General features: G+C 62.2%; 29 protein-coding genes. 13 read left to right on the top strand and 16 right to left on the bottom strand.

What is annotated here, in order from left to right; genetic code table 11:
* Window positions 1–108: 108 nt before the first annotated feature.
* Complete coding sequence (locus tag I7X09_RS26670) at window positions 109–600, top strand: DUF6301 family protein (RefSeq protein ID WP_200314496.1); 492 nt, start codon at window positions 109–111, stop codon at window positions 598–600.
* Between the two features lie 241 nt (window positions 601–841).
* Here the strand turns inward: I7X09_RS26670 and I7X09_RS29800 are convergent, their stop codons facing one another.
* Window positions 842–1,339, bottom strand: a complete 498-nt coding sequence (locus I7X09_RS29800) for a DUF6301 family protein (protein ID WP_356701624.1) — start codon at window positions 1,337–1,339, stop codon at window positions 842–844.
* 6 nt (window positions 1,340–1,345) lie between these two features.
* Window positions 1,346–2,476, bottom strand: coding sequence for a lipase family protein (locus I7X09_RS26665; protein WP_095970810.1), 1,131 nt, complete (start codon window positions 2,474–2,476; stop codon window positions 1,346–1,348).
* Between the two features lie 434 nt (window positions 2,477–2,910).
* On the opposite strand from I7X09_RS26665, the gene I7X09_RS29795 reads away from it, so the two are divergent.
* The 3 genes from I7X09_RS29795 to I7X09_RS26650 all read left to right on the top strand — a co-directional run bounded on the left by I7X09_RS29795 (window position 2,911) and on the right by I7X09_RS26650 (window position 5,080).
* Window positions 2,911–3,099 (top strand): hypothetical protein, encoded by a 189-nt coding sequence (locus I7X09_RS29795; RefSeq protein WP_442800605.1) that lies wholly within the window; start codon window positions 2,911–2,913, stop codon window positions 3,097–3,099.
* Between the two features lie 94 nt (window positions 3,100–3,193).
* Complete coding sequence (locus I7X09_RS26655; RefSeq protein ID WP_200314492.1) at window positions 3,194–4,201, top strand: CehA/McbA family metallohydrolase; 1,008 nt, start codon at window positions 3,194–3,196, stop codon at window positions 4,199–4,201.
* A 501-nt stretch (window positions 4,202–4,702) separates the two neighbouring features.
* Window positions 4,703–5,080 carry a hypothetical protein gene (locus tag I7X09_RS26650; protein ID WP_095970807.1) on the top strand — a complete coding sequence of 126 codons (378 nt, stop codon included), beginning with the start codon at window positions 4,703–4,705 and terminating at the stop codon, window positions 5,078–5,080.
* A gap of 153 nt (window positions 5,081–5,233) precedes the next feature.
* Here I7X09_RS26650 and I7X09_RS26645 read toward each other — a convergent pair whose 3' ends face one another.
* Window positions 5,234–5,770 carry a nuclear transport factor 2 family protein gene (locus I7X09_RS26645; protein ID WP_095970806.1) on the bottom strand — a complete coding sequence of 179 codons (537 nt, stop codon included), beginning with the start codon at window positions 5,768–5,770 and terminating at the stop codon, window positions 5,234–5,236.
* Window positions 5,767–6,153: a YunG family protein gene (locus tag I7X09_RS29790; protein WP_095970805.1), complete on the bottom strand. Its 387-nt coding sequence runs from the start codon at window positions 6,151–6,153 to the stop codon at window positions 5,767–5,769. Before I7X09_RS29790 ends, I7X09_RS26645 begins: the two co-directional genes overlap by 4 nt.
* A gap of 129 nt (window positions 6,154–6,282) precedes the next feature.
* Here I7X09_RS29790 and I7X09_RS29550 point away from each other — a divergent pair, with 129 nt between their 5' ends.
* The gene (locus I7X09_RS29550; RefSeq protein WP_095970804.1) at window positions 6,283–6,768 is read left to right on the top strand and encodes a DUF5956 family protein; all 486 of its coding nucleotides are present in this window, start codon (window positions 6,283–6,285) and stop codon (window positions 6,766–6,768) included.
* A gap of 208 nt (window positions 6,769–6,976) precedes the next feature.
* On the opposite strand, the gene I7X09_RS26635 is transcribed toward I7X09_RS29550, so the two are convergent.
* Window positions 6,977–7,672, bottom strand: coding sequence for a hypothetical protein (locus tag I7X09_RS26635; protein WP_095970803.1), 696 nt, complete (start codon window positions 7,670–7,672; stop codon window positions 6,977–6,979).
* Window positions 7,673–8,135: 463 nt separating this feature from the next.
* Here I7X09_RS26635 and I7X09_RS26630 point away from each other — a divergent pair, with 463 nt between their 5' ends.
* On the top strand, window positions 8,136–8,375 hold the full coding sequence (locus I7X09_RS26630; RefSeq protein ID WP_200314488.1) for a hypothetical protein: 240 nt from the start codon (window positions 8,136–8,138) through the stop codon (window positions 8,373–8,375).
* A gap of 312 nt (window positions 8,376–8,687) precedes the next feature.
* On the opposite strand, the gene I7X09_RS26625 is transcribed toward I7X09_RS26630, so the two are convergent.
* Entirely contained in the window at window positions 8,688–9,137 is a 450-nt protein-coding gene (locus I7X09_RS26625) for a hypothetical protein (RefSeq protein ID WP_200314486.1), read from the bottom strand.
* Window positions 9,138–9,140: 3 nt separating this feature from the next.
* Between I7X09_RS26625 and I7X09_RS26620 the strand changes: the two genes are divergently transcribed.
* Together I7X09_RS26620 and I7X09_RS26615 are read left to right on the top strand one after the other, a co-directional pair.
* Entirely contained in the window at window positions 9,141–9,350 is a 210-nt protein-coding gene (locus I7X09_RS26620; protein WP_200314484.1) for a hypothetical protein, read from the top strand.
* Between the two features lie 354 nt (window positions 9,351–9,704).
* Window positions 9,705–10,226 carry a 2-oxo-4-hydroxy-4-carboxy-5-ureidoimidazoline decarboxylase gene (locus tag I7X09_RS26615; protein ID WP_200314482.1) on the top strand — a complete coding sequence of 174 codons (522 nt, stop codon included), beginning with the start codon at window positions 9,705–9,707 and terminating at the stop codon, window positions 10,224–10,226.
* Window positions 10,227–10,280: 54 nt separating this feature from the next.
* Here the strand turns inward: I7X09_RS26615 and I7X09_RS26610 are convergent, their stop codons facing one another.
* The 9 genes from I7X09_RS26610 to I7X09_RS26570 form a co-directional block, all read right to left on the bottom strand.
* Entirely contained in the window at window positions 10,281–10,736 is a 456-nt protein-coding gene (locus I7X09_RS26610) for a tellurite resistance TerB family protein (protein ID WP_003941110.1), read from the bottom strand.
* An 84-nt stretch (window positions 10,737–10,820) separates the two neighbouring features.
* Window positions 10,821–12,377, bottom strand: a complete 1,557-nt coding sequence (locus I7X09_RS26605; RefSeq protein WP_124568982.1) for a TerD family protein — start codon at window positions 12,375–12,377, stop codon at window positions 10,821–10,823.
* 40 nt (window positions 12,378–12,417) lie between these two features.
* Window positions 12,418–13,311 (bottom strand): SGNH/GDSL hydrolase family protein, encoded by an 894-nt coding sequence (locus I7X09_RS26600; protein ID WP_095970799.1) that lies wholly within the window; start codon window positions 13,309–13,311, stop codon window positions 12,418–12,420.
* Between the two features lie 158 nt (window positions 13,312–13,469).
* Window positions 13,470–14,888, bottom strand: a complete 1,419-nt coding sequence (locus I7X09_RS26595; protein ID WP_200314480.1) for a TerD family protein — start codon at window positions 14,886–14,888, stop codon at window positions 13,470–13,472.
* 27 nt (window positions 14,889–14,915) lie between these two features.
* Entirely contained in the window at window positions 14,916–15,773 is an 858-nt protein-coding gene (locus tag I7X09_RS26590; RefSeq protein ID WP_442800580.1) for an HAD family hydrolase, read from the bottom strand.
* Window positions 15,770–16,879 carry a cysteine protease StiP family protein gene (locus I7X09_RS26585; RefSeq protein WP_200314478.1) on the bottom strand — a complete coding sequence of 370 codons (1,110 nt, stop codon included), beginning with the start codon at window positions 16,877–16,879 and terminating at the stop codon, window positions 15,770–15,772. The genes I7X09_RS26590 and I7X09_RS26585 overlap by 4 nt, the downstream gene beginning before the upstream one ends.
* A complete protein-coding gene (locus I7X09_RS26580; protein ID WP_200314476.1) occupies window positions 16,876–18,165 on the bottom strand; it encodes a phosphoribosyltransferase family protein in 1,290 nt (429 codons plus the stop codon). Before I7X09_RS26580 ends, I7X09_RS26585 begins: the two co-directional genes overlap by 4 nt.
* Window positions 18,162–19,319, bottom strand: coding sequence for an HpcH/HpaI aldolase/citrate lyase family protein (locus I7X09_RS26575; RefSeq protein WP_021342746.1), 1,158 nt, complete (start codon window positions 19,317–19,319; stop codon window positions 18,162–18,164). The genes I7X09_RS26580 and I7X09_RS26575 overlap by 4 nt, the downstream gene beginning before the upstream one ends.
* 92 nt (window positions 19,320–19,411) lie before the next feature.
* Window positions 19,412–20,557: a hypothetical protein gene (locus tag I7X09_RS26570; RefSeq protein ID WP_166812584.1), complete on the bottom strand. Its 1,146-nt coding sequence runs from the start codon at window positions 20,555–20,557 to the stop codon at window positions 19,412–19,414.
* A 243-nt stretch (window positions 20,558–20,800) separates the two neighbouring features.
* Between I7X09_RS26570 and I7X09_RS26565 the strand changes: the two genes are divergently transcribed.
* The 5 genes from I7X09_RS26565 to I7X09_RS26545 all read left to right on the top strand — a co-directional run bounded on the left by I7X09_RS26565 (window position 20,801) and on the right by I7X09_RS26545 (window position 25,199).
* A complete protein-coding gene (locus I7X09_RS26565; protein ID WP_003941199.1) occupies window positions 20,801–21,376 on the top strand; it encodes a TerD family protein in 576 nt (191 codons plus the stop codon).
* A gap of 137 nt (window positions 21,377–21,513) precedes the next feature.
* Window positions 21,514–22,635 (top strand): DUF475 domain-containing protein, encoded by a 1,122-nt coding sequence (locus I7X09_RS26560; RefSeq protein WP_200314474.1) that lies wholly within the window; start codon window positions 21,514–21,516, stop codon window positions 22,633–22,635.
* A gap of 295 nt (window positions 22,636–22,930) precedes the next feature.
* Window positions 22,931–23,305 (top strand): GNAT family N-acetyltransferase, encoded by a 375-nt coding sequence (locus I7X09_RS26555; RefSeq protein ID WP_234036723.1) that lies wholly within the window; start codon window positions 22,931–22,933, stop codon window positions 23,303–23,305.
* 18 nt (window positions 23,306–23,323) lie between these two features.
* Entirely contained in the window at window positions 23,324–23,773 is a 450-nt protein-coding gene (locus I7X09_RS26550) for a GNAT family N-acetyltransferase (RefSeq protein WP_124568991.1), read from the top strand.
* A 64-nt stretch (window positions 23,774–23,837) separates the two neighbouring features.
* A complete protein-coding gene (locus tag I7X09_RS26545; protein WP_200314471.1) occupies window positions 23,838–25,199 on the top strand; it encodes a lipase family protein in 1,362 nt (453 codons plus the stop codon).
* Between the two features lie 18 nt (window positions 25,200–25,217).
* Here I7X09_RS26545 and I7X09_RS26540 read toward each other — a convergent pair whose 3' ends face one another.
* A complete protein-coding gene (locus tag I7X09_RS26540; protein ID WP_095970789.1) occupies window positions 25,218–25,922 on the bottom strand; it encodes an MgtC/SapB family protein in 705 nt (234 codons plus the stop codon).
* Window positions 25,923–25,926 lie beyond the last annotated feature (4 nt).

Genomic DNA, 25,926 nt, shown 5'->3' with positions numbered 1-25,926 from the left:
CAGCGCAGCTCTACCTCCGCGGCGGCCGAGTTCTCTGACAGCGTGTAATTCCTAGGAGCGTCCGTTCCAGGTGCAGGTCATGTTGACACTCGCAGATAGCATCCACGCATGCACGTCGACATCGAGGGCGCCGCCCGCATTGCCCGCCTCGCCGCAGAATTCGACTGGACCTGGGCCGTCGACGATCTGGAACCCTTCTGCGCACAGGCTGGATGGGAGGTCGTTGAATTGGATCAAACCGGCGCCTCGATGCGGACCGGCCTCCGTGTTGGTCAGCCCGAATCGATAATGTTCGGGCGTAACCGTTCGATGCGCTACATCTCAATCTTCGTCTCGGACGTGGCAGATGACGCTACGCCCATGACAGTGGTGCGCCCGCTGCTGGTCGAAGGGTTCACGAACCTCGATGTGGCATTTACCGCACTCCTGGGGACAGCCACGAGCGCCAAACCCGAACCAAAGGCAGCTCTCAGATGGGACCTGCCGAAAGCGGTCATCACACTGAACCGGGGTGTCAGTGCGATCCACCTGCGTCTGAAGAGTCCGGAATATCAAGCATGGATGGATGAGCCTGAACCGGAGTACGAGGACGAGGACTAGCGACCTAGGCCATCTCCTGACCAGGCTCAGTCGAATTCTGTCGCCAGGAACAATATTTCAGCAGAACGGTCAAAGTCGGTACGCCTGGTCGCATCGCACTGTGGCTGGAATGGATCGATGCTGTCGACGGCCTCCGACCAGTCGAATTCTTCCTGAAGACCGGCGAGACGGGGCGGTGCACACGTATGCGCGGATAGGGTGGCTGTAGCGATATTTCCGTGCTACACCTCCTCGTCGGGCTCTAATTGACGATGTACTCGTCGATTTGGTCTTCATCTGCTCGGTATTGAGGGCTTGCAATGTTCACGAAGTTGTCCCGCTTCCCCCGATAGGCAGTGACCACCACGGTAGACAGGTCCCACCGCATGCTGTCCTCCCCACGACGAGGAGGTAGCCCAAGCTCAGTCGACAATCGATCAGTCAGTCCGTTGAACCACACCCCTGGCAGCCCGCTGGATTCAGCTTCCTGTGTACCCAAGCGATCCGTAACGTCGAAGTCGATCGCCTGGACGCTGTACGTGTCTAGACCCGCGGTCCCCCAAGGACCTGCGATATTGAGGTCAATGGTTATTGACGCGCCTCGCTCCCGATGTTCGGTGACGGTCCAACCTGCGGCGAGGGCAAGAGCCTCGACGCCATAGCTGCAACGCTCGGCTTCGGCAGATCCTCGGTCATCCGCGCACTCCTGACGGTGCTGAGAAGATGAAAAGTGGGTCGGACAAGCTCTCACGAAACGCATGATCACCTACGGTTGGACGAGGTTCGAGGCGAAGGAGAGGCTTTCGGGGAGCGCTGCCCGCATCGTCTCGATATGACCGGTCGGATATGTGCGGAATGTAACTGGCTGGCGGTTGGCGGCGAGTTCGGCTGCGAGTTTCAAAGCCAGCGGTGCCGGCACCATCTCGTCCGTCAGCCCCTGCCCGAGGAACACTGGCCGGTCGTACCCGGTCGTCGGGATTTCCAGCATGCCGCGAGCAGCAGCCAGCACCGCGGGATCGTCGAGGGGCCGGTTCACCAGATCGCCGATCGTGACGTCGCCGAGGCCCGATGCCATGTCCTGGTAGCAGTCGGTTTCGGCTCGGGTCAGGGCATCCGTGCCGCGTGGTGTCAAGTAGCGATCGATGTCGAGATCGGGTCGCGCCGCCCGCAGTCCGGCCAAGAGGTACGAAACGAACACGGTGCTGCCGGTCAGTGGCAAGCGGGGAAAGTCCGGCCCCACGAGTGGTGCAAGGTTCTCCAGATTGGACGGCGCCCCGGTCGCGACCGCGCCCCGATAGTCCAATTCGGGTGCGTACCGTGTGGCGATCGCTGCCGTGACCATAGCGGCCTGCCCGCCCTGAGACTGTCCGAGTGCCAACCACCGCGGTGAGAGCGACGGTTCGACCGCACGCGCGGCACGCACCATGTCGATCACGCTGTGCGCCGCCGACGGTCCGTCCAGGTACGCGTGGATTCCCGGCGTGCCGAGCCCCACGTAGTCGGTCGCGACGATCGCGTAGCCCTGCGAGAGCCAGTTCGTGAGGTATGGACTGCCGACGGTCCCGGTCACGGTGGGAGCGCACTGGTCGGAAATACCTACAGTGCCGTGAGCCCACGAGATGACCGGCCAACCGCCTTCGGGTGGATCGCCGGGGGGCAGGAAGAGCGCGCCCGTACTCAACGCGGGTTGGTTCAGCGGTCCCGTGGACCAGTACGTGAGCTTTGATGCGTTGGCGGCGCCGGGAATCCAGAAGGAGTGCGGCAGGGAAGTTGCCGCGGTCACTGTGCCCGGCGTCGTGATTGGCGCCGGTTCCTGCGCGTGGACGGGCGCGGTCGAGACGGCCGCGGAGGCGAGTGCGATCACCATCAATGCTTGGCCGAGCCGTCGTCGGATCATCGCATCGCTCCCGTGGTTCGTCGGTGTCTGCGCCGACTTCCATTCTGCGCGAACCGGCGGCGCCGGCGTACTGGTTCGACCATCTTCGGGTGCCGCTCCTGCAGTCGAGGGGCCAGCGGACCGTGCGCGACGAAGAACCTACAGCCGAGGTCAGCCGTGCATACCGAGAACTATTCGGTCTACGGCGCGCACAAGGTGTGGCTGGAAATGCGTAGTGAGGGCATTGATGTGGCACGGTGCACGATTGATGGGTGTCTTCGGGCTCGAATGCGCACGAAGAGGCATGACCAAGCGCACCGCCGTCGCCGATCCACAAGGACATCGCGCGGACAATCTGGTGCAGTGAGGTTCAACCCGGTGACGCCAAAAATGTTGTGGGTCGCCGATTTACTTACGTTTCGGCGTGGTCGGGTTGGGTTTATGTCGCGTTCGTGATGGATGTGCACTCACGGCAGATTCCGGGCTGGAGGACGGCTAGGATGATGACGACATCGTTGGTGGCTGACGCGATTGAGCATGCGATCTGGACCCAACGGCGAGAAGGGATTACGTATTGTCTGGACTCATTCATTGTCTGTGGCATCACCACCCCAGGCGCAATAGGTTTGGTGTCCAATTCGTGAAAGCCCCATCTCGATCGACGAGAGTGTTGTCGAGATCGAGCAGAAGGGCCATGGCCGAGAAGTCTATAGCCGAGCACTCTGCGACGATGTGGTGATGCCCGAAAAGGTTGACCCAGTACAGCCCACTGAGCGTCTGTGGTTCCGAGGTGATTGCCACATCCACTCGACCTACTCCGACGGGGAGCAAACTCCACCGGAATTGGCGGAGACCGCTCGTCTACTGGGGTTGCACTTCGTGGCCACTACCGACCACAACACAACAGCGGCTCACCACGCGTGGCAACAAGAGAAAATCGCTCAGGAGTTCGCAGTAATCCTCGGAGAAGAAGTCACCACCCCTCACGGACACTGGCTGGCACTCGGACTCCCACCCGGACATCTCGTCGACTGGCAACACACCGACGTCGTCGGTCTCCACGCCCAGCGTGACCTCGTCCATGACGCCGGAGGAATATGCGTCGTGGCACACCCATACGCGCCCTACCCGTCGGGCACCTTCGCGTACCCGCACGAAGGGTTCGACGCCGTCGAAGTATGGAACGGCGCTTGGGATTCAGATCTACCGTGGCAGGCAGACAACGAACGAGCCCTTGCACATTGGGCACAGCAGCTAGTCATCGACGTTCCAGCCGGGCGCTGGATCCCCGCGATCGGCAACAGTGATACGCATTTGAGAAGCCAGATGGGCTCACCCCACAATGCCGTTGCAGCCGAACGATTGAACACAGACGATCTCCTGACATCCATCAAAGCTGGCCGGACTTGGATCTCAGCCGCAACCACAGTCGACCTGTCGTTCATGGCAACTCTTGACGATCAGTGCGCAGAGATTGGCGACGAGCTCGATACACATGGCAAATCGGCCACGGTTCAGACCACCGTCCATGGCGTACCGTTCGGCACCGTCACCATTCACACCGATGCAGGACCAATTCACTCAGAATTGTTGCCCGACAGCGGAACCTGCGAACTGTCGCGTCCTGTTCCTCCAACTTCGACGTTCGTCCGCGCAGAGGTGCGTTCACGAACCGGTCACATGGCCGCACTCAGCAACCCAGTCATCTTGAGAGACAGCAGAATACCCTCACAGGAGAACCGCTGACGAACACGGTTCAAGCGAAAGCCGACGCGCTATGAAACGCGGCCCGCGACCGTTCCGACTACGGCCCCGGGAGGTTGACTGGCGGATGTGCAGCATTCGAAACGTGCAGTATTCCCGCCGACGGCGGACACTCAATCATGCGCCAACGCAGTTAGGACCGAACTTCAGTCGACAAAGCCAACAGGGTGCTCATGTGGCTACTGCTGGGATGGGGCGTGGGCAATGTTGCTGTGTGGTGGATCCACCTCGCCCGACGCAGCAGTCGTGAAGTCCAGGTGTCGCTGGTAAGCCCAGGCCCCTTCGGGGAACGGACCTGGATTGATATGGGAGGCTTCCTCGCCTACTGCTCGCTGGCATCCCTCTTCGCAATCTTGATCTGGTACATCCTGGCTCACAGATGATGCCGTCGTTTACTTATCCCGAGACGACACACCACCGGGTCTGTAGCCCGAAATCGAAAACCCGCCAGACGGAAGCCCTACTGTTCGCCATACTTCGTGCATGCGCAAAGGGACACGGCTGTGGCCGACGAACGCCGTCGCAGCGTTCGTCATGCTTGTGATCGCCGGAACACTCGTCGTGGTGTCCATCTACGGCGGTCTCTACTACTCGCGACACCGGACACCCGCCGACGGATTCCCGATCAGTCTCACCTACCGTCGCCGGCACTACAACCGCAACGGCGACCCCGTCGCCGACATGCCACGATCTGCGAGTGGCTACGACTACTCGAAAGTCGACCACCTCGACAACGAGAACATCGACCTGTACGCCGCAGTTCGGCCGGGACAGCCCGTCACCACCAGCCAACCAGTCACCGTCCTTGCGCAAGGAGCGAACGGGATGTTCGTCCCGTACACGCTCCAAGGCGGTCCCTGAGAACTCGACGAAACGAACCGACGGTCTACCCCACGGCGCTCTCCCCGCACTCACATCATCCGGCCAATTGCCGCGGGTTCAGGATCCGGGTGAAGTCCTCGATCGGCGTTTCGGCGACACATCCGTGACAGATGGATCGGTTGATTTCCAGCGCTACCCCATTCCCTGACTGACAATGAGCCAAGGGTCAGTGTCAGACTCGCGGGCGAGCATGTACCCCCACGAAGTAGCGCCATTGTGCATCGACACGACAGTCCGCTGCTCCAAGTCGAAATGAGTCAAGACTTGAACGCCCTGCTGGTACCCGGACATCCCGTTACCCTCGGGGACCTGAGGCACTGGATCCCCGACCTCGATGTTCGTGATGCTGACGATGTTGGTGAACCAACTATCCGCACTGCTCTCGAACCGCTGCTCGAACTCAGGACTCAGCAAACGCTTCGCCGCCTCCACGTCATGCGCATTCAACGCATCCAAAAACGCATGTACAACGGTGGTGGGCGACGCATCCCGAGGAACCGAACTCGGGCCCGTTTCGGGCGCCGTTGCGTTGCAGGCACTTATCGAGACTGTGGCGACGAGCGCAACAACCACACACCCAACCGGCCTCACGATCCGCCCCTTCCAACTACCGTCGAGTCCGATCGCTCCCTCCAACGAGAGCACCGGGCGGAGGAGGGCGACATTCATACTGAGCGCTTCAAGTGTTCGGCGACTCGGCCTGAGAGGAGTGAGTATTCATAATCGAGCCGCGTCCAACCCGTCGGACGCGGAACATAGACACCACCGATCACGCTCTCCTGCACCGAAAATTGTTCACGCGTGAGATCAATCTCCGACCCGTCTGGTAACCGGTTCCACCAGTGAAAGTCCACTCGTTCACCTCGAACGTGCACCTCGCCGCGAACCAGGTCACCACCGAAATAGTCGTGCACCACCACCGCAGTCGTCGCACATTGCCCGCGCGCGGGATTCTCCTCCGACCAATCCCCGATGTCTTCTGGAGCGCACGTATCGGGTCCCCATGCAGCGTTCAGTGCTTCGGTTACGCGGACCAAGGAGACGGAATCCATCGACGAAAACTACCATGCAACGTGAACGGCATTTCCTTAGGGAATTCAACTCTGGCAGAGAACAATTGCATCCGTTGCACCTTGCTGCGTCTGCTCCCTTAATGCCGAAATCACAGCTCGCGCACGATAATGGACGACATGGCGCAGTACTGGAGCGAGTATCCATTGTCCGAGGTCGACGGTCAGGTGCCCAGTACCCTGCCTGTGGGTCGCTACGTCAGCGTCATTTCGAATGGACACGGAGCGCTGACCGCGTGGGTTGCGGGGCCAAGCAGGTGCTACAGGACACCGCATCCGGCATCCGCGCACCCGCCCGTACGGGTTACTCGCGGTGACCCGAGCAGGGAACCCGAGGAAGTCTGGTTCGAGCCATACACCGAAGAAGACCTGCGGATGGTCAACGACAACGTCAACTCCTACCTCGCGGAGGCCGGAGTCCGGTTGCAACCCCGGGGGTACAAATGGCACGTGCTGGTGCCTGAAAGCGTTCGCGATGGCGAAGAACTGGAATACGCGCTGCGTGAGAAGAACCAATACATCGAACCGGCCGAAGTCCTAAGAGCAATAGAGCGATTGTACGAATCACTGGTCAGCCAGATACCGCCGACTTCCTGACCAGTCTCGCCGGTCTACGGTCTCAGCCAGACCAAATCTGTTGCACGATCATCCACAGCCACTCACGGACAGGCTGCGGAAACGGGCTCCAGTACAACCACCAATTGTCCACAACGAACCTTCCTCAATTGTGCTGTTGCACTGAATCAGTGACGACCCGGCGGGTTGACTGGGCGGATGTGCAGTATTCGAAACGTGCAGTATTCCTTCACAGCAATTGCGGTAACTCGAATTCGATCGTTGTCGGAGCCAGGCCGAACTCGGGATATGACACGGTGATCCACAAGGGCCCCTGAGGGGGTGGGCTGAGAAAGTATTCACCGCCGGTGGTGATGCCGAACAGGTTCTCGGCGATACCACGCCACGAACGGCCACCGTACAACCACGGCTCATTCGGGTCGTCGGGGTAGTCGCCGGGGTGGGTCGAGTTCGCGAGAATCGGCCCGGTGATGGTGTCGACAATGAGTCGAATTCTGTGCGGTTCACCGGGTTTGATCCGGGATCCGAAATTCATCTGCTCGTTGCTCGGCTGGGCGAGGGAGGGCATCTCCTCGGGCGTGGGTTCGTGCGCTACGACATGGAATGCGAGCCCAGTACGAAATAGCTGCAGGTTGGTCAACCGGAGATCGAGGCTGGGGTCGGCGGGGAACGGTAGGGATATGTCGTATGAAGCGCGAAGGTTGGAATCGGCTTGCGGGAGTCGCCGCCAGTCGGGGAGATCTCGGCTACGAATCAGTTGTTCGGTACGAGATCGTTCAGGACGGTTCAGGGCATCGAGCTTCTCCCTCAGTACCGGGTCCGGAATTTGTTCGCCAGCCAGCCGCAAGACCTGACCACTGCGCAGTACGTGCGCATCCCACTGCGGAGTGGACCGTACGTAGGCGAAATTAATACGTTCCGACATCTTGTGATCCTCTCGCCGCCGGGTGTTACAAGATCGTATTCCGCCGCCGACCGGCTGCAGACTCAGCCAGACCAAATCTATTCCACAATCATCCTTTACGTTGGAGGACCATGGAAGGATGCTGAGATGCGTACGTTGATCGCAGCGGGGGCTGCAACCTTCTTGATTGGTGGTCTTATCTGCGTTGGCTTCGTGCTTTGGTGGCTCGGACAACGGACCCATTGCTCTTCGTACGCACCTCTGACATCGCAGATCACGGATCCGACCAACTTACCTACGATCTCCCTCTGCCCTGGCAGTGATGAGAGCCCGACGCTGTATCTCATCGTCGGGCCACTGGCCAGCGCTGCGGTCGGAGCGCTCACTGGGTTCGTTGTCTGGCGCAGCGGAGTTCAGTTGTCGCGCACCCGGTAATATTTACCCTTCTGACTACCGACCTCGCGGCCTTGCGCTGAAGCGGCATGTGCTTCACCAACCCAAATTCACCACGTATGGAAGCGATACCGCAGGTTGTCGACTCGATGCGCTCGGCGACGACCTCGACGAACTGTTCTCCTATCTAGACGCCTGGTCCGAGGCGATCGTCGATGCCGACTCCTATCCCAAGCGGATTTCCGGGATCTACTACCTCGGCGGTGGCCCGCACTTCGGTTCCGGGTTGACCATCGATATCGCAGCTGACCTGTACGAGGGCAGGGCGTGAATGATGGCTATAACCCATTCTCAGCTAGGCCAAATCTGCTGCACGATCATCCACAGTCACTCACGGACAGGCTGCGGAAACGGGCTCCAGTACAACCACCAATTGTCCACAACGAACCTTCCTCAATTGTGCTGTTGCACTGAATCAGTGACGACCCGGCGGGTGACTTCGTCAGCGGACTTGTCGAGCGCATACCTTTGAATGCTGGGTGTCTGAGTCCGCCGTCGGTGCACTCCCGGTATTCCACTTCGCACGCCAAAAGCCGTTCAAATCCGCGGTGCCCGACCTGGCCTGATCTTCTGCATCGCCCGCTCACGGACGGACTGACGTAGCACGATAACGGTAGCCATCCTGGTGCGCGTCGGAACCGTACTGCGCAACAAGGTCCTCGTATTCAAGGTCCACTAGCTGGCCTGGAGTCAGGACGCGGTACCCAGTCGCCACAATCTCGGAGTAGAACACCCAACAACCGCCGGGAATTTCGGCTGCGTCGAGTACACCCCAGCCCTCCTCGGCGTGGAACTCACGGACGACTGCGCTTGCCCGGAGCGGCGGCGGGTTCTCGAACGTGGTTTCGGCAACGAGGTCCGAATCCGTAATCTCAGTGATGGTGCCGTCGGGATCGATGTTCCAGGCTGTGGCCCCGGTGAATGTCGGCTCTCGCTCCGGAAAGCTCTGTGGGCCGAAGACCGAGATACCGGCCGCGATGACCGCCAATGCCGTCAGCGCATATCCCCATCGCCGGGAATTTCGGGAGCCCATGGCATGGACGCTACAGGCACCACTACGCCTAGTAGGGGGCTGCTCGAATCGTGGGTCGTCGAGCACGGCGTCGATGCGGCAGTCGGCAACAATCTGCGCGATTGCCGCTTGTCCGCAACGATGGTGGCGAAATGTGGATCATCGTCGTTTGTTCCCTGGCGCAGTGGGTGGCCGCAATCTCGTCTTCCACGCATCCTCGAGTGCTTCTCGTAGAACCGGTCCCGGTGGTGGCCGAAGGAAGGTACGAATGCGCCAGGCGGTGATGCCGAGGGCAATGGCGATCGCGAGAGCGAGCGCCTTGTCTGGATACGGGCCGGCCGGAGAATGAGTCAGTCATGATCCGGGTCTTTTCCGTCCAGTGGTTCCCGGTCTGGAGCCCCGCCGGTTGCCGCCCGTGGGGTTCCTGCGTTGTGTGGGTCAGCTCGTTACGCCGCGTTAAGAACCTGAAAACTCGGTGAGCAAACCTTCCTTTCCCAGGTAAAGCAGCGGATTATCGAATTGGCCGCGCATCTGGTTACCGCGCGGCATGTCGAGCGCGCCTGAAGGCACAACGGGCCGGGAGGTCACATGCTGCTACATCAATCGATCGGGTTGGAGCGCTTCAACGAACTACCGCGTCAGAAGGCGGTTCACGCATTGTTCGAGTGCTGCTGCTCTCTGACGTGGGCCGGGTGGGTCAGCGACGGGCGTCCGTTCGCCGATCACGCGGAGATCCTCTCGCGAGCCGAGGACGCGATTCTCAACCTCTCGGACGAGGACGTCGAGCGAGCATTGCAGTGCCATCCACCCGTAGGCGTGCGCAAGAACAGCGTGCCGTCCCACCTCGAGCAATGCTCGATCTGGGTTCCGGACGACGTCGTCATGGCAACCATCTATCGCGCCGGCGAGGAGTACGAGCGAAACTTCGGCTTCCGGTATCTGTGGTGTTCGCACGGCCACGACGCCGACGACCTGCTCGCGAACATCGGCCAGCGCATGTCCAACGAGCGGTCCGTCGAGCGAAAGGTCTGCGTCGACGAGCTCGCCAAGATCACGCGGACGAGGATCGAGCGGATGCTGGGACCCGAGGACGGTTATCCCGAGTACTGAAAAGAAAAGCGGGTGCAGCGCTTTCGCGCTGCACCCGCTTTTCTGCTCTGAAGATCAGAGATCGAACTCGGCCGGAGAGATTCCGACTGCAAAACACATGTCGCGTACGACGCCGCGCTCGTGCTCGTCGAAGTTTCCGTCTGCGCCGCCGATGATGATGCCGATCTGGATGACCGCCCGGGCCTGATCCTGCTTCGACTTGAGCTTCGCGATGGTTGCCGTTGCCTCGACCTTGCCGAACTCGTAGTCCGAGGACAGCTTGCTGCAGTACCAGTCGAACTGCTCACGAAGCTCGTCCGGTGGGAAGACCGCGAGCGACTCGTTGCTCATGATCAGCGCGGCGGTCTTCTGACGCTCCGACGGATCGATCGAACCGTCTGCGGCGGCGATCAACGCGCACATTGCCATGCTCGCGTTCTTGAATTCCTTGTTCTGGAACTGGCTGGTCTTTGTCTTGAGCTGGCCGTTCATCTCCTGAGCCTTAGCCTTCAACTGATCCCAGAATGCCATGAGTCTCCTCGAGTATTGCCGCCACACACCGCGCGTGGTCGTACCACCACTCTGCCTGTGCGCTCGGCAATCCGCCATCGGCCGCTAGGTGCGGTCGAACACTGCCAGAATTCGCGACTCGGAGATCGGGTCGAGCACGTCCGGGGTGAAGTGCCATTGCGTGCGGGTCCACGGATCGTGAACCTCCGTCTGCCCTGCTGCCGAAAGGTGTTGGCAACCCTCGGACAGCGCGGCGACGGACTCTTCCGCGAAGTTCGACTCGTCCTCTCCGACAATCAGTATCGACAAACCGATTGCGGGCCCACGTTCGGCGAGGAACATGACGGTCTGTGCGTCTTCGGCGGAGTATCCGTGCGGGAAATCGCTGAGGATCAACAGTCGTAGGGAACTCGGGCCATCTGCGACGCCACTCATTCGCGCGAGTTCGCCCATGTCGACGGCTTCGGCGAGTGCCCGCAGACGCGCTGAGATCTCGGTGTGAGCGGTGATGACCGGCCCCGCGAGCATCGGTGCCAGTCGGTCGGTCAGTGGCGTGAGCGAGCCGGTCAGGTCGACGACGTCGAGTAGCGGCATCGGGCCTGCGGCCATGACGCGCACGGTGACGGCACTGATCAGACCGAGCGCTGCTTTGCTCGACGTACTGTCCACCCAGATGGGCCGACGCAGTGGGAGCGGGACGCAGTAGGGAACGGTGAGTGTGCCGCGGTCCGGAGCCGACAGCTCGCCCAGACGCATTCCGTCGCTGACGGCCGTGATCTGGGCCGGATCGGTTGTTCCCGCCCACGACACCGACTTCCACGACGCCATCGACCGTGGGAGCACACCGTCGATCACGCCGAGTTCGTGCGCAAGCTGGGCGCTGTCGCGGGCGTGATTGTCCCGTGCGAGTGAGACGAGATCGTCGTGACGCTTCTGTGCGGCATCACGCGCTGCCACTCCGGCTGCCGAGTTCCGCAACGACGGATCTGCGACGGCTGCTGTCAGATCTTCGTCCAGCCGAGCCAGCGCGTACTCACTGCTGGAGACGAAGGAAGCGGCAGATCGTGAGGCGTCCTCGAAGATCATCCATGCACGTTCGAGACCGCGGCCCACCTCCAACGGCTCCACCGCGGAGTCCGACGCGGGCGCAGCTGTCGGGGCTGGTTGGGCCGGCTCGTCGTCCACCTCGACGCCGTGCACCGAGATCAGTTCCGCCAGACCACCCGCGTAGCCCTGCCCTACGGCCCGGATCTTCCACACACCGGACTTTCGGTACAGCTCCCAGCAGATGACCGCTGTCTCGGTACCTGCGGTGGGGATCGCGAATTCGGCCAGGACCGAACCGGATTGATCGCTCAGGGTGGCGGAGAGCCCGGCCGTGCGAAAGGCGCCCGCCGCCGTCGCGGCCGGATCCACGCTCACGATGCACAACACGGCAGCGGCATCGGGATGAAGTCGATCGAGTTCCACCCGGATGCCGCTCTGATCGAGTTGCACTCCAGCGGTGGACGGTTGGTTGTAGAACACGAAGTCCGCGGACGTCAATGCCCTCAGGTTCGCGTCCGCTACCAGCGCCGACACGTCGAACGGCGTCTGGCTCTCGGCTCGAAACGTCACCACGGGCGCCTGCAGCGGCGCGTTCTGTCCGGGAACAAAAGTCATACCCACAGCAGCGAACTATGCCATGACCGGGCACTCTCGGTCAGCCTTGCAGGTCCGCCACGACTAGATCGGCCACCGCGGTCATCCCGGCATCCGTGAAGTGCAAGCGCTGCGCCGTCGACTCCGAGAACAGGCCTTCGAACCAACGCTGATCTGCACTTGCGCACGCGTCGTGCCCGCCGGCGATGCTCGCCGCCGCAATGTCGACAGTGCGCACACCGTGGGCGTGAGCGACCTCGTCGAACTTCGTGTTGTAGCGCGCGAAGTAGTCCATGAACCAGGCCGCGTCGGCGTCGGAGAACGGGATGTTCGGCCAGCAACCCCGAGCGGAGATCATGCCGCCCTCACCGATCAGGTAGATGCGAGCGTTGGGCGCGCGCTGCGTGACCGCGGTCAGGATGCGATCCAATTCTCCGGCAGCCCGGTCGATTCCGGACTGGGCGACGGAATTCGCGAGCGGGTCGTACCGACATCCACGATCAGTTCCTGGTCCCGGAGCGACGCACAGGGGCCCGAGGAAAATGCTGTTGGAGTCGTTGCCGCCGATCGAGATGGTGATCAGGTCGGTGTCCGGGTGCACGGCGTCGAGCTGGACCGGCCAGTAGTTCGGAATCAACTGTGGGGTGTCGATGATGTTCTCGGCGCGAGCCGCGCTGCAAGAGACGTCGGCGAACTCGGCGACCTCGAGTGCCCGAGAGATCTTGCCCGCGAAGTTCTCGTACGAGCGCGAGCAGGCGTCGGGGTACATCGGTTCCAGCCGTGGGCCGGAGGCACGGGAGTCACCGAGGGCGACGTACTTGATCCCGGTCTCGGAAAATCCCGACGGCGGTGCCGACTGGGGCACCGAAGCCTGCGCGATTCCGGTGCTCACGAGCGCCAGCACAACGCCTGCGACAGCCGCCGCACGACCGAGAAGTTTCCCTCGAATGATCATCTACTGTGCCAAGTCCTCTCGCGCACGGCCGCTCGACTGACGGCTCGACATGCCGCATGAGGTTAACGCACGGAGTGGACAACGATGTCCGGTTCGGCGGACGGCGATCGAAACCACCTACCGCCGAATCGGATTCATCTCGACTATGCAGTCTCGACTCACACAGTGAGGAAACGGCCCAGCTGCGGCGCAGCTTCTCCCGCATGCTTGGCCTGAATACCTTCACCGATGGCCTGCAGCTTCCATTCACCGTTCACGCGATACACCTTTGCCATCACCATTCCGGTGAAGGCCATGCCGCCCTGGAGCGTGTATCGAGCGAGCTCGGAGTTGGTGGTGCTGTCCACGAGGCGGCAGAAAGCGTTGGAGACCTGCTCGAACGTGTGTCCGCGGTACGAGGTCACCGTGAAGATCACGGTGGTCACGTGAGCCGGGACGCGCTGCAGATCGACGAGCATGACCTCGTCGTCACCATCTCCGTCGCCTGTCAGGTTGTCACCCATGTGACGGACCGAGCCGTCCTTGGACGTCAGCTGACCGTAGTAACAGACGTCGACGAGGTTGCCGTCGGCGTACAGGAGAGCCGAAGCGTCGAGGTCGACGTCGGCAGTACGGCTGCCGAACAGGCCGCTCTTCTTGATCGGGTCCCAGCCGAGCCCCATCTGGATCATGGTGAGCGCGACGCCACCTTCCTTGCGGAGGGTGACCTTCTGGCCCTTGGTCAGGCTGACAGGACGTCCCTTGACCAGGCTCACCTCGGGCTGCTGGGCCGGCGGCTGGTTCTGCACGGGAGGCGCCGGGGGCGCCTGGTTGTACGTCGGCTGCTGGTTGTACGCAGGCTGTTGGTTGTAGGCAGGCTGCTGCGCCGGCGGGTAGGCCGGCGGAGTCGGGCCCTGGTTGTAGGCGGGCGGTTGGTTGTACGCGGGCGGGGCCGGCGGAACCGGCGGAGCGTTGTACGAAGGCTGCTGCTGCGGCGGCTGATTGTATGCCGGCGGTGTAGGAGCGACAGACGACGGCGGGGTGATCGGAGCCGGAGCCGCGACCGGAGTGGGCGGCGGCGGCGGCGGCGCGGGAGCATCGTCGACGGACACACCGTGATCGGTGACCAGCGCGGCAAATCCACCGGCGTAACCCTGGCCGACGGCGCGCACCTTCCACGCACCCTGGCGTCGGTACACCTCGAGCGCGATGACGATGGACTCGGCGGTGAGGCCGTCGATCACGTACTCGTACAACACGTTCCCGGCCGCGTCGGAGACCCGAGCGGTCGGTGCAGCAGTGCGCCCGAAGTTCGACGACGCGTCGTCGAGCGTGATGACGGCGCGGACTTGCTCGATGTCTGCCGGGACGCCGGCGAGCGAGACTCGGAGTGAGGCAATGCCGCCCGGGTTGGGCACCAATTGCACGCCGGGTCCGGTCGGCTGGTTGAAGAAGACGAAGTCGGCGTCGGAACGAACTTTTCCGTTGCTCGTCACGAGGAGTGCAGACAGGTCCGCGGCTGCAGCCAACTGAACCGACACAACCACATCCGAGACGTCCAGCGGGCCGTTCTGCCCTTTGGCAAGCGATACAGACAACTAAATCCCCTTCATAGAGAGCGTGTATTACCCGAGCGAGGAAGAGAACCACCGCAATATTTCCGCGCTCGCTGCGATACCGGACCTTTCTGTCACAGTAACGGTCGGCCGTTGCCAATTCAGTTCTTCCAGCTCACCGTGCCTCGGCCGGATCGCGAAATCTGAGTATTCGAGCATGTCCGCATCCAACGCACCGTCACCAGCCGAGATCACCACGGCGGACTGATCCAGATCACCCGACTCGACCAATCTACGGCGCACCTCTGCCAGTGCGCGTGACTTCGAGACCGCGTCGGGCATCGTGTAGATCTTCCGGCCTTGACGAGAGACGTTCCAGCCCCGCGCCACACACCAGTGATTCCATTCGGTCTCGAATTCACTCGGCATCACGGCCAGATCTACGACCAGGTACGGAAACAGATCGTCGGCAACACGAATGGAGCTGACCCAACTCGAGTCGATGCGCGATTCCAGTTCCGCCTGAACCTGCGGCAACTCGGCGCCGGCCTTGCGGGTCGAACGGTCGATCTCGTTTCGCCACTCGCGATCGGCTTCGCCGTCCACCAGGATGTTTCCGCCGTTGCTCGTGATCGCGTACTTCCACGGTCCGCCGGGGAGATCGATCCGCTGAAACTGTGCGATGGTCCGGGTCGTTGTCGGAATCACCGGAACCCGCGAGCTGAGCGCAGTCAGCAGTTCGATCGATTCGACGCTCATGTGTGAGAGCGGACCGCCGTTGTAGTACTCGACGCACAGGGGGCTCGGCGCCGAATCCAGGTCGGAGCCACTGGGATCGCCGCCGATCGCGGCCTGTGAATAGATCATCGTGCGGTCCAGATCCGTGGCGATCAGGACCTGAGACGCAGCGGTGTCCGCACGGCTCACGTGATGTCCTTGATCAGGCCGACACACGAGTAGGCGAGGTCGGGTACTTCCTCGACCGGAACCCCACGTGCCTGCGCCAACAACCGGATATGCGCATGCTCCGGGGCTTCGAGTTCGCGCACCAGAACCTTCCACGGGAGCCGGCGCAGCAGCACCCTGGTTGTTTCTCCGACACCGGGTTTGACGAAGTTGACCGTCGAGATCCCGTACTCGGCCTGCACCTTCTCCACCGATTCCCAGCCGGCCCAGGTCGGCGTCCGATCGGAAGCGAGCACTGCGGCAAGAGAATCCGCTGCATCGGCACGGACGGATTCGAATTCGGCCGAGACCACGTCGAGCAACCTGTTGGAGACGTCGACGTCGGCCAGATCTGCGTAGAACTTGGCGCCGTGGAAATCGCCCGGCCCGATGAGGGTGTCGTTGAGGACTGTTCGTGAGACCAACCCGGACACCGTCGAATTGAGGCACGCCGACGCGATCAGGAAGTCGTCGCGGGTTCCGTACGTTCGCACGCAGTGGCCGGGGTCCGCGAGAACAGCCAGATCGGAGTCGAACTTTGCGCCGCCCGCCTCGTGGTACTCAGTCAACGCCGCGTCGAGTTCGCGGGCGATCGCACCCTTACCCGTCCAGCCGTCGACGAAGACGACGTTCTCCGAGTCATGATGGTGCGCAAGATAATCGAGTGCGACGGAATCGATGCCCTTGCCGCGGACGATGGACACCGCGTAGTGCGGCAGCGTCAACCCGCGAGTCTGCTGGGCCCAGCGCCGCATCAGAATCCCGATCGGTGTTCCGGCCCGAGCGAGTGAGACCAGCGTGATGTCACTTCCGCGCTCGGCCAGCACCAGGTCCATGACGGTCCCGACAGCGCGCGCCAACCGTGGGGCGCTCTCGGCGAGCACCGTCTCGAACAGATCCCGATATGCCTGATCGGGTTGGTACTCGATGGGAAGAGACTCGGCATAGTGCGCCTCACCCGACTGAATACGCTTCTCGCGCACGGATACATCCGCTTCGAGATCCACGTGCGAAAGATCCTTGAGCAGCCACTTCACTTCGCCCGGCGCGTACGAACCGAAATCGGGTCCGACCAATGGTTCGTTCATGACGAGCCTCCTGCTCTGGAATCTCGCAGCGCCGACGGATCGGCCCCGCGAACGGTGGCGACCAGGACGTCGGTGCCCGAGTTCCGCAACACCTCGACCACTCCGTCCATCGCCGTCAACCGATCGGTGTCGGCGGGCTCGTCGACGACCAGCAATGCAAGGGCTTCGACCGCCGCATCAGGCCACTGCGCGTTGTACACGTATCGAGGCTCGTTTTCACCCAGTTCCGGTGCCGGAAAGGTGAACCCACGACGCAGCGGGTATCCCGGCAGGTCGACGACGTAGGCGGGTGAGCGAGTTGTGGTCTGGTACCGAACTGCTCGCCCAGCGCGTTCCAAGCCCGCTGCGATCCGCAATGGCAGGTACATCAACTCTTCGTGACCGATCACGATCACAGCACGCGACGGGTCGATCGATGTTCCGAGGATGGACACCGCCGCCTCGACGGCGGACTCGAATGCCTCGGTGTCGCCATCGAGAAAACCGTGCCGGCCACCGTCGGGGACGTGTGCGGGCCATGGCAGATCCACTTGAGCCAAGGAGCCTCGACGATCGCCGATCGGATTGAGATCCGGAGCATCCAGGGCCGTGACGCGCTCGGTCAGGCCGTCGGGCAGGACCGTCGAACCCGAAGCGAGAGAGACGTAGTCGATCCGCACGCCCAACTCTGCCGCCGCGGCTTCGCTGGTGGCTCGGTGTTCCTCGGTCCTCATGTCCACCAGCGAGGCCACGACGTAACGGCTTCGCGGGCATTGCCCGTGCAGCGCCCGGATGGCGTCGATCGCGGTTGCGCCGGTGGAGATCTCGTCGTCGACGAGGACCAGCGGCAGGTCGTTCTCGAACAGTTCGGCGGACGTCGGCTGCATCAGATGACTCGTGGCGTGCGAGTGTCCCTCCTCGAATCCGGCGAGCGTCGTGGCACCGGGTACGTCCCGGCGCGTGGAGTGCAGGTAGCAGTGAGCGTGCAGACGAGCCGCGACGCAGTGGCCCAAACCTGTTGCAGTTTCGGCAAACCCGAGCACGACGACGTCGACGCCGTCACCGAGAGCGGTCCGCACCAAGTCGCCGAGGTCGTCGGCAGCGCCGATGACAACGGACGGCTCGGTAGGTACGTGCTTTCCCAGCACCGTGGACACCAGCAAGTGAGCGCGACGCGGATTCCGCCGAAGTCCGGGGATCACCAGATCGGGCACCGAATGCCCGAGTGACGAATCGCCGTGAACGAGGTCCAAGCCGAATTCTGCGGTAGCCCAGGGGACGTCCCTGGACTGGACGACCTCTGTCATCGATCGACCAACGCCGTCAGCAACTCGACGAACGTGATGCCCTTGTTGGTCACACCGAACACGTGAGCGCGGAGCGCAGTCTGATGAGCCCAATTGCGGTGCGGCTTCATCTCGTTCATCTTGTTCCGGTATCCGGACGCCTGCACTCCCCCAGCGTCGGCACCGAGAATGTCGAGGGCATCGTGGTACTCCTCGTGCGTGACCGCGGAGAGAGCATTGACCGCCGCGACGTGCGACGGGTGGATGACCGTCTTGCCTTGGATTCCGTTGGCTCGGTCCAGCGCGATCTCACGGAGCAGGCCGTCGAGGTCGCGGCTGACGAGGTGCTGACGGAACCGGACGGCGTCGTGTTCCTCGAACGGGGTGGCGCGCAGCATCGGCCGGAACATGCGTTCGTGATCGGCGAAGTACTCCCACACCGGCCCGGTGATGACAAAACCCGAACCGTCGGCGCGGCCGAGGTAGTTGACGATGTCGGCGATGACGTCGACCACCACGCGCACGTCGTAGATGGTCAGATCGCGGTCACGACGGATGCCGAAGGTGCTGCACATGTCGGTGGCGCCGATGCGGACGGCAAGGATGCGCTCGCGGTGTTGCGCGAGAATTCCACTGATGGTGCGCAATTCGAGATCACGTGTATCGCGGTGAACCAGCGCGGGTGATTCGAGTACCGGCATCGCGTAGAGATGCTTACCCAGCAGCTCGGACGCGTCCGCGACGGCGTCGAGAAACACGGGGCCGGACTCGCTGCCGAACTTGGGGATGACGAACCCGGTGAGCGCGGCACGCCCCTCGGTCAACGACGCGGCGACCTTGTGGATGTCCGCGACCTCACGGACCCGCACGAACAGCAACATGCCGACGGCGTCGGTCGACGCGATCTTGTCGAGAGCGTCAACCGCGTTAGCGCGCGCCGACTCCACCTCGTGATCAGCGACGGCGTCTTCGAGATCGAGCACCATCGAGCTGACGCCCTCGGACGCTCGCTTGACCACGATGTCGGCCAACCCGGCCCGGGTGGCCGGAACGTAGAGAGTTGCACCCAGAGCAATCGCGAGCAGATCCCTCTCGTCGGAATCCGCGAACGACCGAGGCGCATGCAGGAACAGTTGCTCCCGCACGTCGTCCTCGAGATGTTGAAAGTGCTGCATTTCTCTTCTCTCTGTAACCGCAATCAAGTCCATGAAACGACCCCCTGTGACAACGCGTCGAGCTACTCCGATCCCCCGATCGGCCCGACCATTCAGTTTTTGCCGGCTCGCGCCCGCATCTTCTCGACAACTTCGGTGATGAACGTCGATACCGAGTCCAGCTGTAATACATACGACCAGTAGTCCGGATGAGTTCCCGACAGTGACGCACTCGCTCGCTCGATCCTTGCTAGTTGAGCATCGAGTACGGAGCCCCACTCCGCCACCAACCCTTGGTTAACAGCGAACATCTGGGCGTCTTTCAGCCGGAAACGAACCTCACGTTCCTTTTCGCTCGGATCTGCCCGAACTGCACGCAGAGTAGCGAGACGGTCCGTCACGGCATCGGCGCACGCTTCGGCGTCGGCGAGGTGAACACGTGCTTCGGCCATCAAAGCCAGTGCGTGTTCGGGGTTTCCCGCAGCCAACGACTGCTTCGCTTCCTTGAGATCGATGTCAGCCTGATCGATGTGCGCTCGGCTGCGACTGCTGTTGTCGACGAGGTCAGCGGAACTTGCTGCGTTGAACTCGCGGAGCAATGCGGAGTACGCCGGATCCAGCCGGTCCACTCGTGTGCGCACTGCCGACAACCTGGTCGAGACCGAGGAGATCGTCATCTCTGCACGGTGCTGGGTCGACGGGGCGTCTGCCAATGCTTCCTCGAGCGCCGATACCGCTTCGCGGACACTCTCGGCCCGCGTGCGGACTGCGTCGGCGCGACCGGAGGATCGCGCGTTGTCGAGCGCTGCAACCGCGTCGTCGAGGTGTTCGGAGGCCGTCACCACCGACGGGTACTCGCGATAGCGCTGATCAGTGGCAGCAAGTTTCTCCCGGGCGGCGTTCGCCAGGGTTCGTGCCTGTTGGCCGAGAACGGGAATGGCGGACATCGTGACCGTCGCCTGCTCGAGATGCGCTCGATGTCCGTTGTAGAAGGCGTCGACGCCCTGCGCTGCCTCGACAAGTGCAGCTACCGACTTCTCGAACGCCGCCCGAGCACCGTTCGGGTTCTGGTGAAGTACCTGATCGTTGCCATAGCGCTCGGATGTGTCGAGGTAGTCCGACGCAGCCTGGAAGCACCGATCCCGAACGGGTTCCCACGCAGCGCGCAGCCCGCGCTCGGGGTACAGCTCGGCGGAAGCGTCGACTGCTGCCGACGCGATGGTCTGCCGCTTGTCCATGTCGAGGAACGCCGAAACCATGGCCGTCTGCGCCTCCCGCGCACGACTGACCGACTCCCCCACTCTTGCCCCCCGATTGAAGCGCTCCGACCATCTTCCCACCACGATTGAATCCTACGGGTCCAGCACTTCGCTTCTCGGTTCGTAATTCTGCTGTTACGGCGAACACACCGGAACTGCGGTTAGGGTGGTGGAGGTAAACACACTCCCAAGACGACTTCGCGTCGTAGTGGGCCTTGTCTCTCCTCTTGAAAGGACCCCTGAATGGGCGTCAGCTTGACCAAAGGCGGCAATGTCTCTCTCACGAAGGAGGCCCCGAACCTGACTGCAGTGGTCGTCGGCCTGGGCTGGGACGCGCGTTCCACCACCGGAGCTGCTTTCGACCTCGACGCCAGCGCGATCGGCGCAGGCTCGAACAAGAAGGTCCTCTCCGACCAGCACTTCATCTTCTTCAACAACCTCCGTTCGCCCGACGGCTCGATCGAGCACAAGGGTGACAACACGGACGGCGAAGGCGAAGGCGACGACGAGCAGATCGACGTGAACCTCGCAGCGGTTCCCGCCGAGGTCGAGAGCGTTGTCTTCCCCGTCTCGATCTACGACGCAGAAGCTCGCTCGCAGTCCTTCGGCCAGGTCCGCAACGCGTACATCCGCGTCGTCGACAAGTCGAACGGCAACGAGCTCGCTCGTTACGACCTCTCCGAGGACGCTTCCACCGAGACCGCCATGGTCTTCGGTGAGCTGTACCGCAACGGTGCAGAGTGGAAGTTCCGCGCAATCGGCCAGGGCTACGCGTCCGGCCTCGCGGGCATCGCGCGCGATTACGGCGTCAACGTCTGATCTTCGCTCTCGACGAGCTGACTCGGGGAAGGTTCCGCAGTAGTCTGTGGAACCCTCCCCGTTTTCACGTTCGGATGCGGTGAGAGACCGCTTGCAGTAACCACTCTGCATTGACCAACTAGAAAGGGCCACGCTCCGTGGTACTGCGAATATTCGGTTTATCCATCGCAATTTCGATCCTCGCGATGATCGTTGCGTTCATCTACGGCGGACCCGAGGCACTGTTCCTCGTCATCATCCTGTCGATTCTGGAAATCTCGCTTTCCTTCGACAACGCCGTCATCAACGCCACTGTTCTGCAAAGAATGAGTGAATTCTGGCAGAAGATCTTCCTCACCATCGGCGTCATCATCGCTGTCTTCGGTATGCGTCTGGTGTTCCCGCTCGTGATCGTCTGGGCTGCATCCGGTCTCGGACCCGTAGCTGCACTCGACCTCGCACTGAACCCGCCTGCGGACGACGCCGCGTACTTCACCAACGGCGAGCCGAGCTACGAAACCATCCTCACCGACGCTCACCCGCAGATCGCTGCCTTCGGTGGCATGTTCCTGCTGATGCTCTTCCTCGGATTCATCTTCGAAGAGCGTGAGATCACGTGGTTGTCCTGGCTGGAGAAGCCGCTCGCTCGCATCGGCAAGCTCGATCAGCTCTCCGTCGTCGTGGCCGGCATCGTCCTGGTTCTCAGTGGTTCTTTCCTCGCTGCCGACGACAAGGTTTCCACCGTCATGATCTCCGGTGTTCTGGGCATGATCACCTACATCGCGGTCAACGGACTGGGTGAACTGTTCAACCTGCCGGAAGAAGGCGAAGAGGAAGAAACCTCCAAATCCGGCGGCCCCACGCAGCTCGCGAAGGCAACCGGCAAGGCCGGCTTCTTCCTGTTCCTTTACCTCGAGGTCCTCGACGCGTCCTTCTCGTTCGACGGCGTCATCGGCGCATTCGCCATCACGGCAGACCCGATCATCATCGCTCTGGGCCTCGGCTTCGTCGGCGCGATGTTTGTCCGTTCCATCACGGTCTTCCTGGTCCGCAAGGGCACGCTCTCCGATTACGTCTACCTCGAGCACGGTGCCCACTGGGCCATCGGCGCTCTGGCCGTCATCTTGATGGTGTCCATCGGCGTTCACATCAACGAGATCATCACCGGCCTGGTCGGTGTCTTCTTGATCGGCGCTGCTTTCATCAGCAGCCTCATTCGCAACAAGCGAATCGCGAACGACGATCCGAAGTTGGACGAGAACACTCCGGCAACTGTCTGACGTTCTTTTCACAAACGCCCGCGACCAATTGGTCGCGGGCGTTTTGTTTGTTATGACTGAATTGAAACTCTCTGCATTCACAGCCGCGCGCCAATTGTTCAGCCGCGCGCCAATTGTTCAGCCGCGCGCCAAATTCAGCCTGCGGGTGAACAATTGCCCTGCGGGTACGAAGAACCGATTCGTAAGGGAAACCATGGACGAAATAGTCATAGAGGGCGCAACGGACGGGGACGCCGCGGAAATCCTTGTTCTACAACGCTGTTGCTGGGTCTCTGAAGCAATCTCGAACAACAGCATGGACATACCCCCGCTCCACGAGGACCTACCCACGGTCCGAGCCTGGGTTCAGGAGTCGACGGTCTGGACCGCACGACGCGGCGGCCGGCTCGTCGGGGCCGTCCGCGGCACAGCCGACGGAACCGCATGGCAGATAGGTCGCCTCATGGTGGCGCCGGACTTGGCGGGCAATGGCCTCGGCCGACGCCTCTTGCAGCACGTGGAACAGAATGCACCCGAGCACATCACCAGTTTCGAGTTGTTCACCGGCAGCAAGAGCGTGCGGAACATTCGCCTCTACACCCGAGCCGGCTACGCTCAATTGCCGCCGGATCCCAGCCACATCCCCGGAGTTGTCTACCTGTCCAAGCCGAACGTAACCGCCTCAGCTTGAACGGCAATACTGATGTGTGTGGTGAACATTCGCGTCGCAGCACAGACAGACTTGCCGTTCTTACGTGAGAACGACTCGCACATCGCAGACGAGGAACTCGTGTCGGTGGTCCAACGCGGCCGGATACTCGTCGCCGAGGACAGCGATAATCCAATCGGATGGCTCCGTTGGGGCCTGTTCTGGGACGAGATTCCGTTCATGAACATGCTGACCGTCCAGTCTCTAAACCGCGGCCAAGGCATCGGGAGCGCGTTGGTCAGATATTGGGAAACACAGATGCGCCGTGCGGGATATTCGACGGTCCTCACCTCCACACTCGCCGACGAATCAGCCCAGAACTTCTATCGCGCAATGGGATACGTCGATGCCGGAGTATTGCTACTCCCCGGCGAGTCCTCCGAGATCTTTCTACGCCGAGAACTCGACACGGCGCCCGAGATGACCGATCCCCACATTACCCGCGAGTAATATATGGTGGTCGTCACACCGCGATCTCAGGGTGGGGCGTGGCACACCAATGTGGAGGACGAGTATGTCGTCAAGGGTCTTATCTCGCATAGTTGTCGGAGTACTCGCTGTCGCACTGACAGGCGTCGGCGCACCGGTAGCGCTCGCACAGCCGACTCTTGCCCAGTCCCCTGATGACGGTTTCTACAGCTACGACGGCGCGACGCCCCTCTCGTCGTACGCTCCCGGCGCAGTCCTCGAGACTCGCACCGTGCCGTACACGGTGCTCAACGTCCCGACCCCGATACAGGCAGTGCAGGTTCTCTATCGATCAACCGACGCCCTGGGACAACCGTCCGCCAACGTCACCTCGATCCTGCGCCCCGCCAACGCTCAACCGAACAAAGTTGTTTCGTACCAGTCCTTTTACGATTCTCTGAACCCCGACGACAGTCCGTCTCGCGCGATCGCGGGCAACACCCCGATCGGTGACTGGACGCCCAGCGGACGCAACTTCAACATCGGCGGTACCTTCACGTCCATCGAGGCAGCCTTGTTCGGGCCGCTCTTCGCATTGGGCTACACGATCGTCGTCCCGGACACCGAGGGCCCGGATGCAAACTTCGCTGCCGGACCCGAATACGGGATGATGACGCTCGACGCTCTGCGTGCCGCCCGCGATGTCCCGGAAACCGGAATCACCGACGACGCAGAGATCGCGCTGATGGGTTACTCCGGCGGAGCGATCGCCACCAACTGGGCTTCGATACTCGCTCCCGCATATGCACCGGAGATCAACGACAACTTGATCGGTGCCGCGCAGGGAGGCGTGCTGGTCAATCCGGCCAACAACCTTCGCTACGCGAGCGGAAGCATCGGGTGGGGCGGCGTGGTCGGCATGGCAGTCGTCGGCGTTGCGCGTTCGTACGACATCGATTTCGGGAAGTATCTCAGCGACCGTGGACGCGACGTCATGGCTCGACTCGAAGACGCGTCCATCGGCAATGTGCTGGCGCAATATCCCGGCCTGACCTGGCAGGACCTGGTCAAACCCGAGTACGCAGATCCCAATACGGTTCCCGAGTACGTCGATGTCGTGAACAAGATCAACATGGGCACTGCCGCGACACCGACGATTCCGATGTTCATCGCGCAGGCAGCGAACGGAACCATCGAGGGCACCCAACCCGGCGGCCCCGGTGTCGGAGCAGGTGACGGCGTGATGATCACGGGCGACGTCCGCAGCCTCGCACGCAAGTACTGCGACGCCGGTCTGGCGATTCAGTACGACCAGTACGACACCATCAGCCACTTCCTCGGCGCCATGCTCTGGCTCCCCGGGGCGCTCGCTTGGGTCGACGACCGATTGAACGGCAAGCCTGCGCCGTCGAACTGCGCGGACATCGCACCGGGGAACTCTCTTGCGCCGCAGGAACATGCACGCTAGCTGACCGAGACCTCGAATCTACTTCGACGGCTCCACCTCCCACCGAACGTGAGTTACCAACGGTTCCAGGCTAAGCCGGCTGACGGCGGATTCCAGAAGTCCGTCGTCACGCTCCGCCGCAGCCAGTTCGGCCACCACCCGCACGCGGTCGCTGTCCGGGATGTCGAAGGACTGCACTGACCGCAGTTGGAACTCCGGCCTCGAAATGGACTGCACGGTAAGCCCTCTGATGTGGGCTTCGGCGTCACCGTGGCAGGTCACCTCGAAGGTGTAATCAGCCGGCGGTTCCTCGCGCCCGGTGCGGGCAGGCTGGTGATCCATCATCCGGCCCAACGGCCTCAACAGCGTGTTCGCCAACATGATCGCACCGGCTCCGAACACCGCCACCCAGTACATTCCGCCGCCGGCCAGCGCGCCGACGGCGGCCGTGGCCCACAAGGTTGCGGCGGTGTTCAGGCCCGTGACCGAGGCTCCCTGCTTCATGATCACCCCGGCACCGAGGAAGCCGATCCCCGAGACGATCTGCGCTGCGACGCGCGTCGGATCAGCGTCCGGCCCCTCAAACCCGTACGCGCCCATGATCACGAAGAGCGTCGCACCCAAGCTCACCAACGCGTTGGTTCGCAGACCCGCCATCCTTGCGCGCCATTGCCTTTCGATCCCGACGGCAGCGCCGAGGACGAGTCCGAGCGCTATCCGCACAAGGATGACGTGGATTTCCACGGTG

Source organism: Rhodococcus sp. P-2 (assembly GCF_016598535.1).
GTDB lineage: Bacteria > Actinomycetota > Actinomycetes > Mycobacteriales > Mycobacteriaceae > Rhodococcus_F > Rhodococcus_F baikonurensis.
The sequence above is the reverse complement of the archived record's forward strand: the minus strand, read 5'-3'. Positions and strand labels throughout refer to the sequence as shown.

Excerpts from the sequence above, each read along its gene's own strand:
- I7X09_RS26645 (WP_095970806.1), bottom strand. The coding sequence starts at position 5,770 with ATGAATGTCGCCCTCCTCCGCCCGGTGCTCTCGTTGGAGGGAGCGATC.
- I7X09_RS26620 (WP_200314484.1), top strand. The coding sequence starts at position 9,141 with ATGGACGCTACAGGCACCACTACGCCTAGTAGGGGGCTGCTCGAATCG.
- I7X09_RS26650 (WP_095970807.1), top strand. The coding sequence starts at position 4,703 with ATGCGCAAAGGGACACGGCTGTGGCCGACGAACGCCGTCGCAGCGTTC.
- I7X09_RS26635 (WP_095970803.1), bottom strand. The coding sequence starts at position 7,672 with ATGTCGGAACGTATTAATTTCGCCTACGTACGGTCCACTCCGCAGTGG.
- I7X09_RS29800 (WP_356701624.1), bottom strand. The coding sequence starts at position 1,339 with ATGCGTTTCGTGAGAGCTTGTCCGACCCACTTTTCATCTTCTCAGCAC.
- I7X09_RS26625 (WP_200314486.1), bottom strand. The coding sequence starts at position 9,137 with ATGGGCTCCCGAAATTCCCGGCGATGGGGATATGCGCTGACGGCATTG.
- I7X09_RS29795 (WP_442800605.1), top strand. The coding sequence starts at position 2,911 with ATGGATGTGCACTCACGGCAGATTCCGGGCTGGAGGACGGCTAGGATG.
- I7X09_RS26605 (WP_124568982.1), bottom strand. The coding sequence starts at position 12,377 with ATGACTTTTGTTCCCGGACAGAACGCGCCGCTGCAGGCGCCCGTGGTG.
- I7X09_RS26570 (WP_166812584.1), bottom strand. The coding sequence starts at position 20,557 with ATGGTTTCGGCGTTCCTCGACATGGACAAGCGGCAGACCATCGCGTCG.
- I7X09_RS26610 (WP_003941110.1), bottom strand. The coding sequence starts at position 10,736 with ATGGCATTCTGGGATCAGTTGAAGGCTAAGGCTCAGGAGATGAACGGC.
- I7X09_RS26665 (WP_095970810.1), bottom strand. The coding sequence starts at position 2,476 with ATGATCCGACGACGGCTCGGCCAAGCATTGATGGTGATCGCACTCGCC.
- I7X09_RS26580 (WP_200314476.1), bottom strand. The coding sequence starts at position 18,165 with ATGACAGAGGTCGTCCAGTCCAGGGACGTCCCCTGGGCTACCGCAGAA.
- I7X09_RS26615 (WP_200314482.1), top strand. The coding sequence starts at position 9,705 with ATGCTGCTACATCAATCGATCGGGTTGGAGCGCTTCAACGAACTACCG.
- I7X09_RS26545 (WP_200314471.1), top strand. The coding sequence starts at position 23,838 with ATGTCGTCAAGGGTCTTATCTCGCATAGTTGTCGGAGTACTCGCTGTC.
- I7X09_RS26600 (WP_095970799.1), bottom strand. The coding sequence starts at position 13,311 with ATGATCATTCGAGGGAAACTTCTCGGTCGTGCGGCGGCTGTCGCAGGC.
- I7X09_RS29790 (WP_095970805.1), bottom strand. The coding sequence starts at position 6,153 with ATGGATTCCGTCTCCTTGGTCCGCGTAACCGAAGCACTGAACGCTGCA.
- I7X09_RS26565 (WP_003941199.1), top strand. The coding sequence starts at position 20,801 with ATGGGCGTCAGCTTGACCAAAGGCGGCAATGTCTCTCTCACGAAGGAG.
- I7X09_RS26555 (WP_234036723.1), top strand. The coding sequence starts at position 22,931 with ATGGACATACCCCCGCTCCACGAGGACCTACCCACGGTCCGAGCCTGG.
- I7X09_RS29550 (WP_095970804.1), top strand. The coding sequence starts at position 6,283 with ATGGACGACATGGCGCAGTACTGGAGCGAGTATCCATTGTCCGAGGTC.
- I7X09_RS26575 (WP_021342746.1), bottom strand. The coding sequence starts at position 19,319 with ATGCAGCACTTTCAACATCTCGAGGACGACGTGCGGGAGCAACTGTTC.
- I7X09_RS26585 (WP_200314478.1), bottom strand. The coding sequence starts at position 16,879 with ATGAACGAACCATTGGTCGGACCCGATTTCGGTTCGTACGCGCCGGGC.
- I7X09_RS26655 (WP_200314492.1), top strand. The coding sequence starts at position 3,194 with ATGCCCGAAAAGGTTGACCCAGTACAGCCCACTGAGCGTCTGTGGTTC.
- I7X09_RS26670 (WP_200314496.1), top strand. The coding sequence starts at position 109 with ATGCACGTCGACATCGAGGGCGCCGCCCGCATTGCCCGCCTCGCCGCA.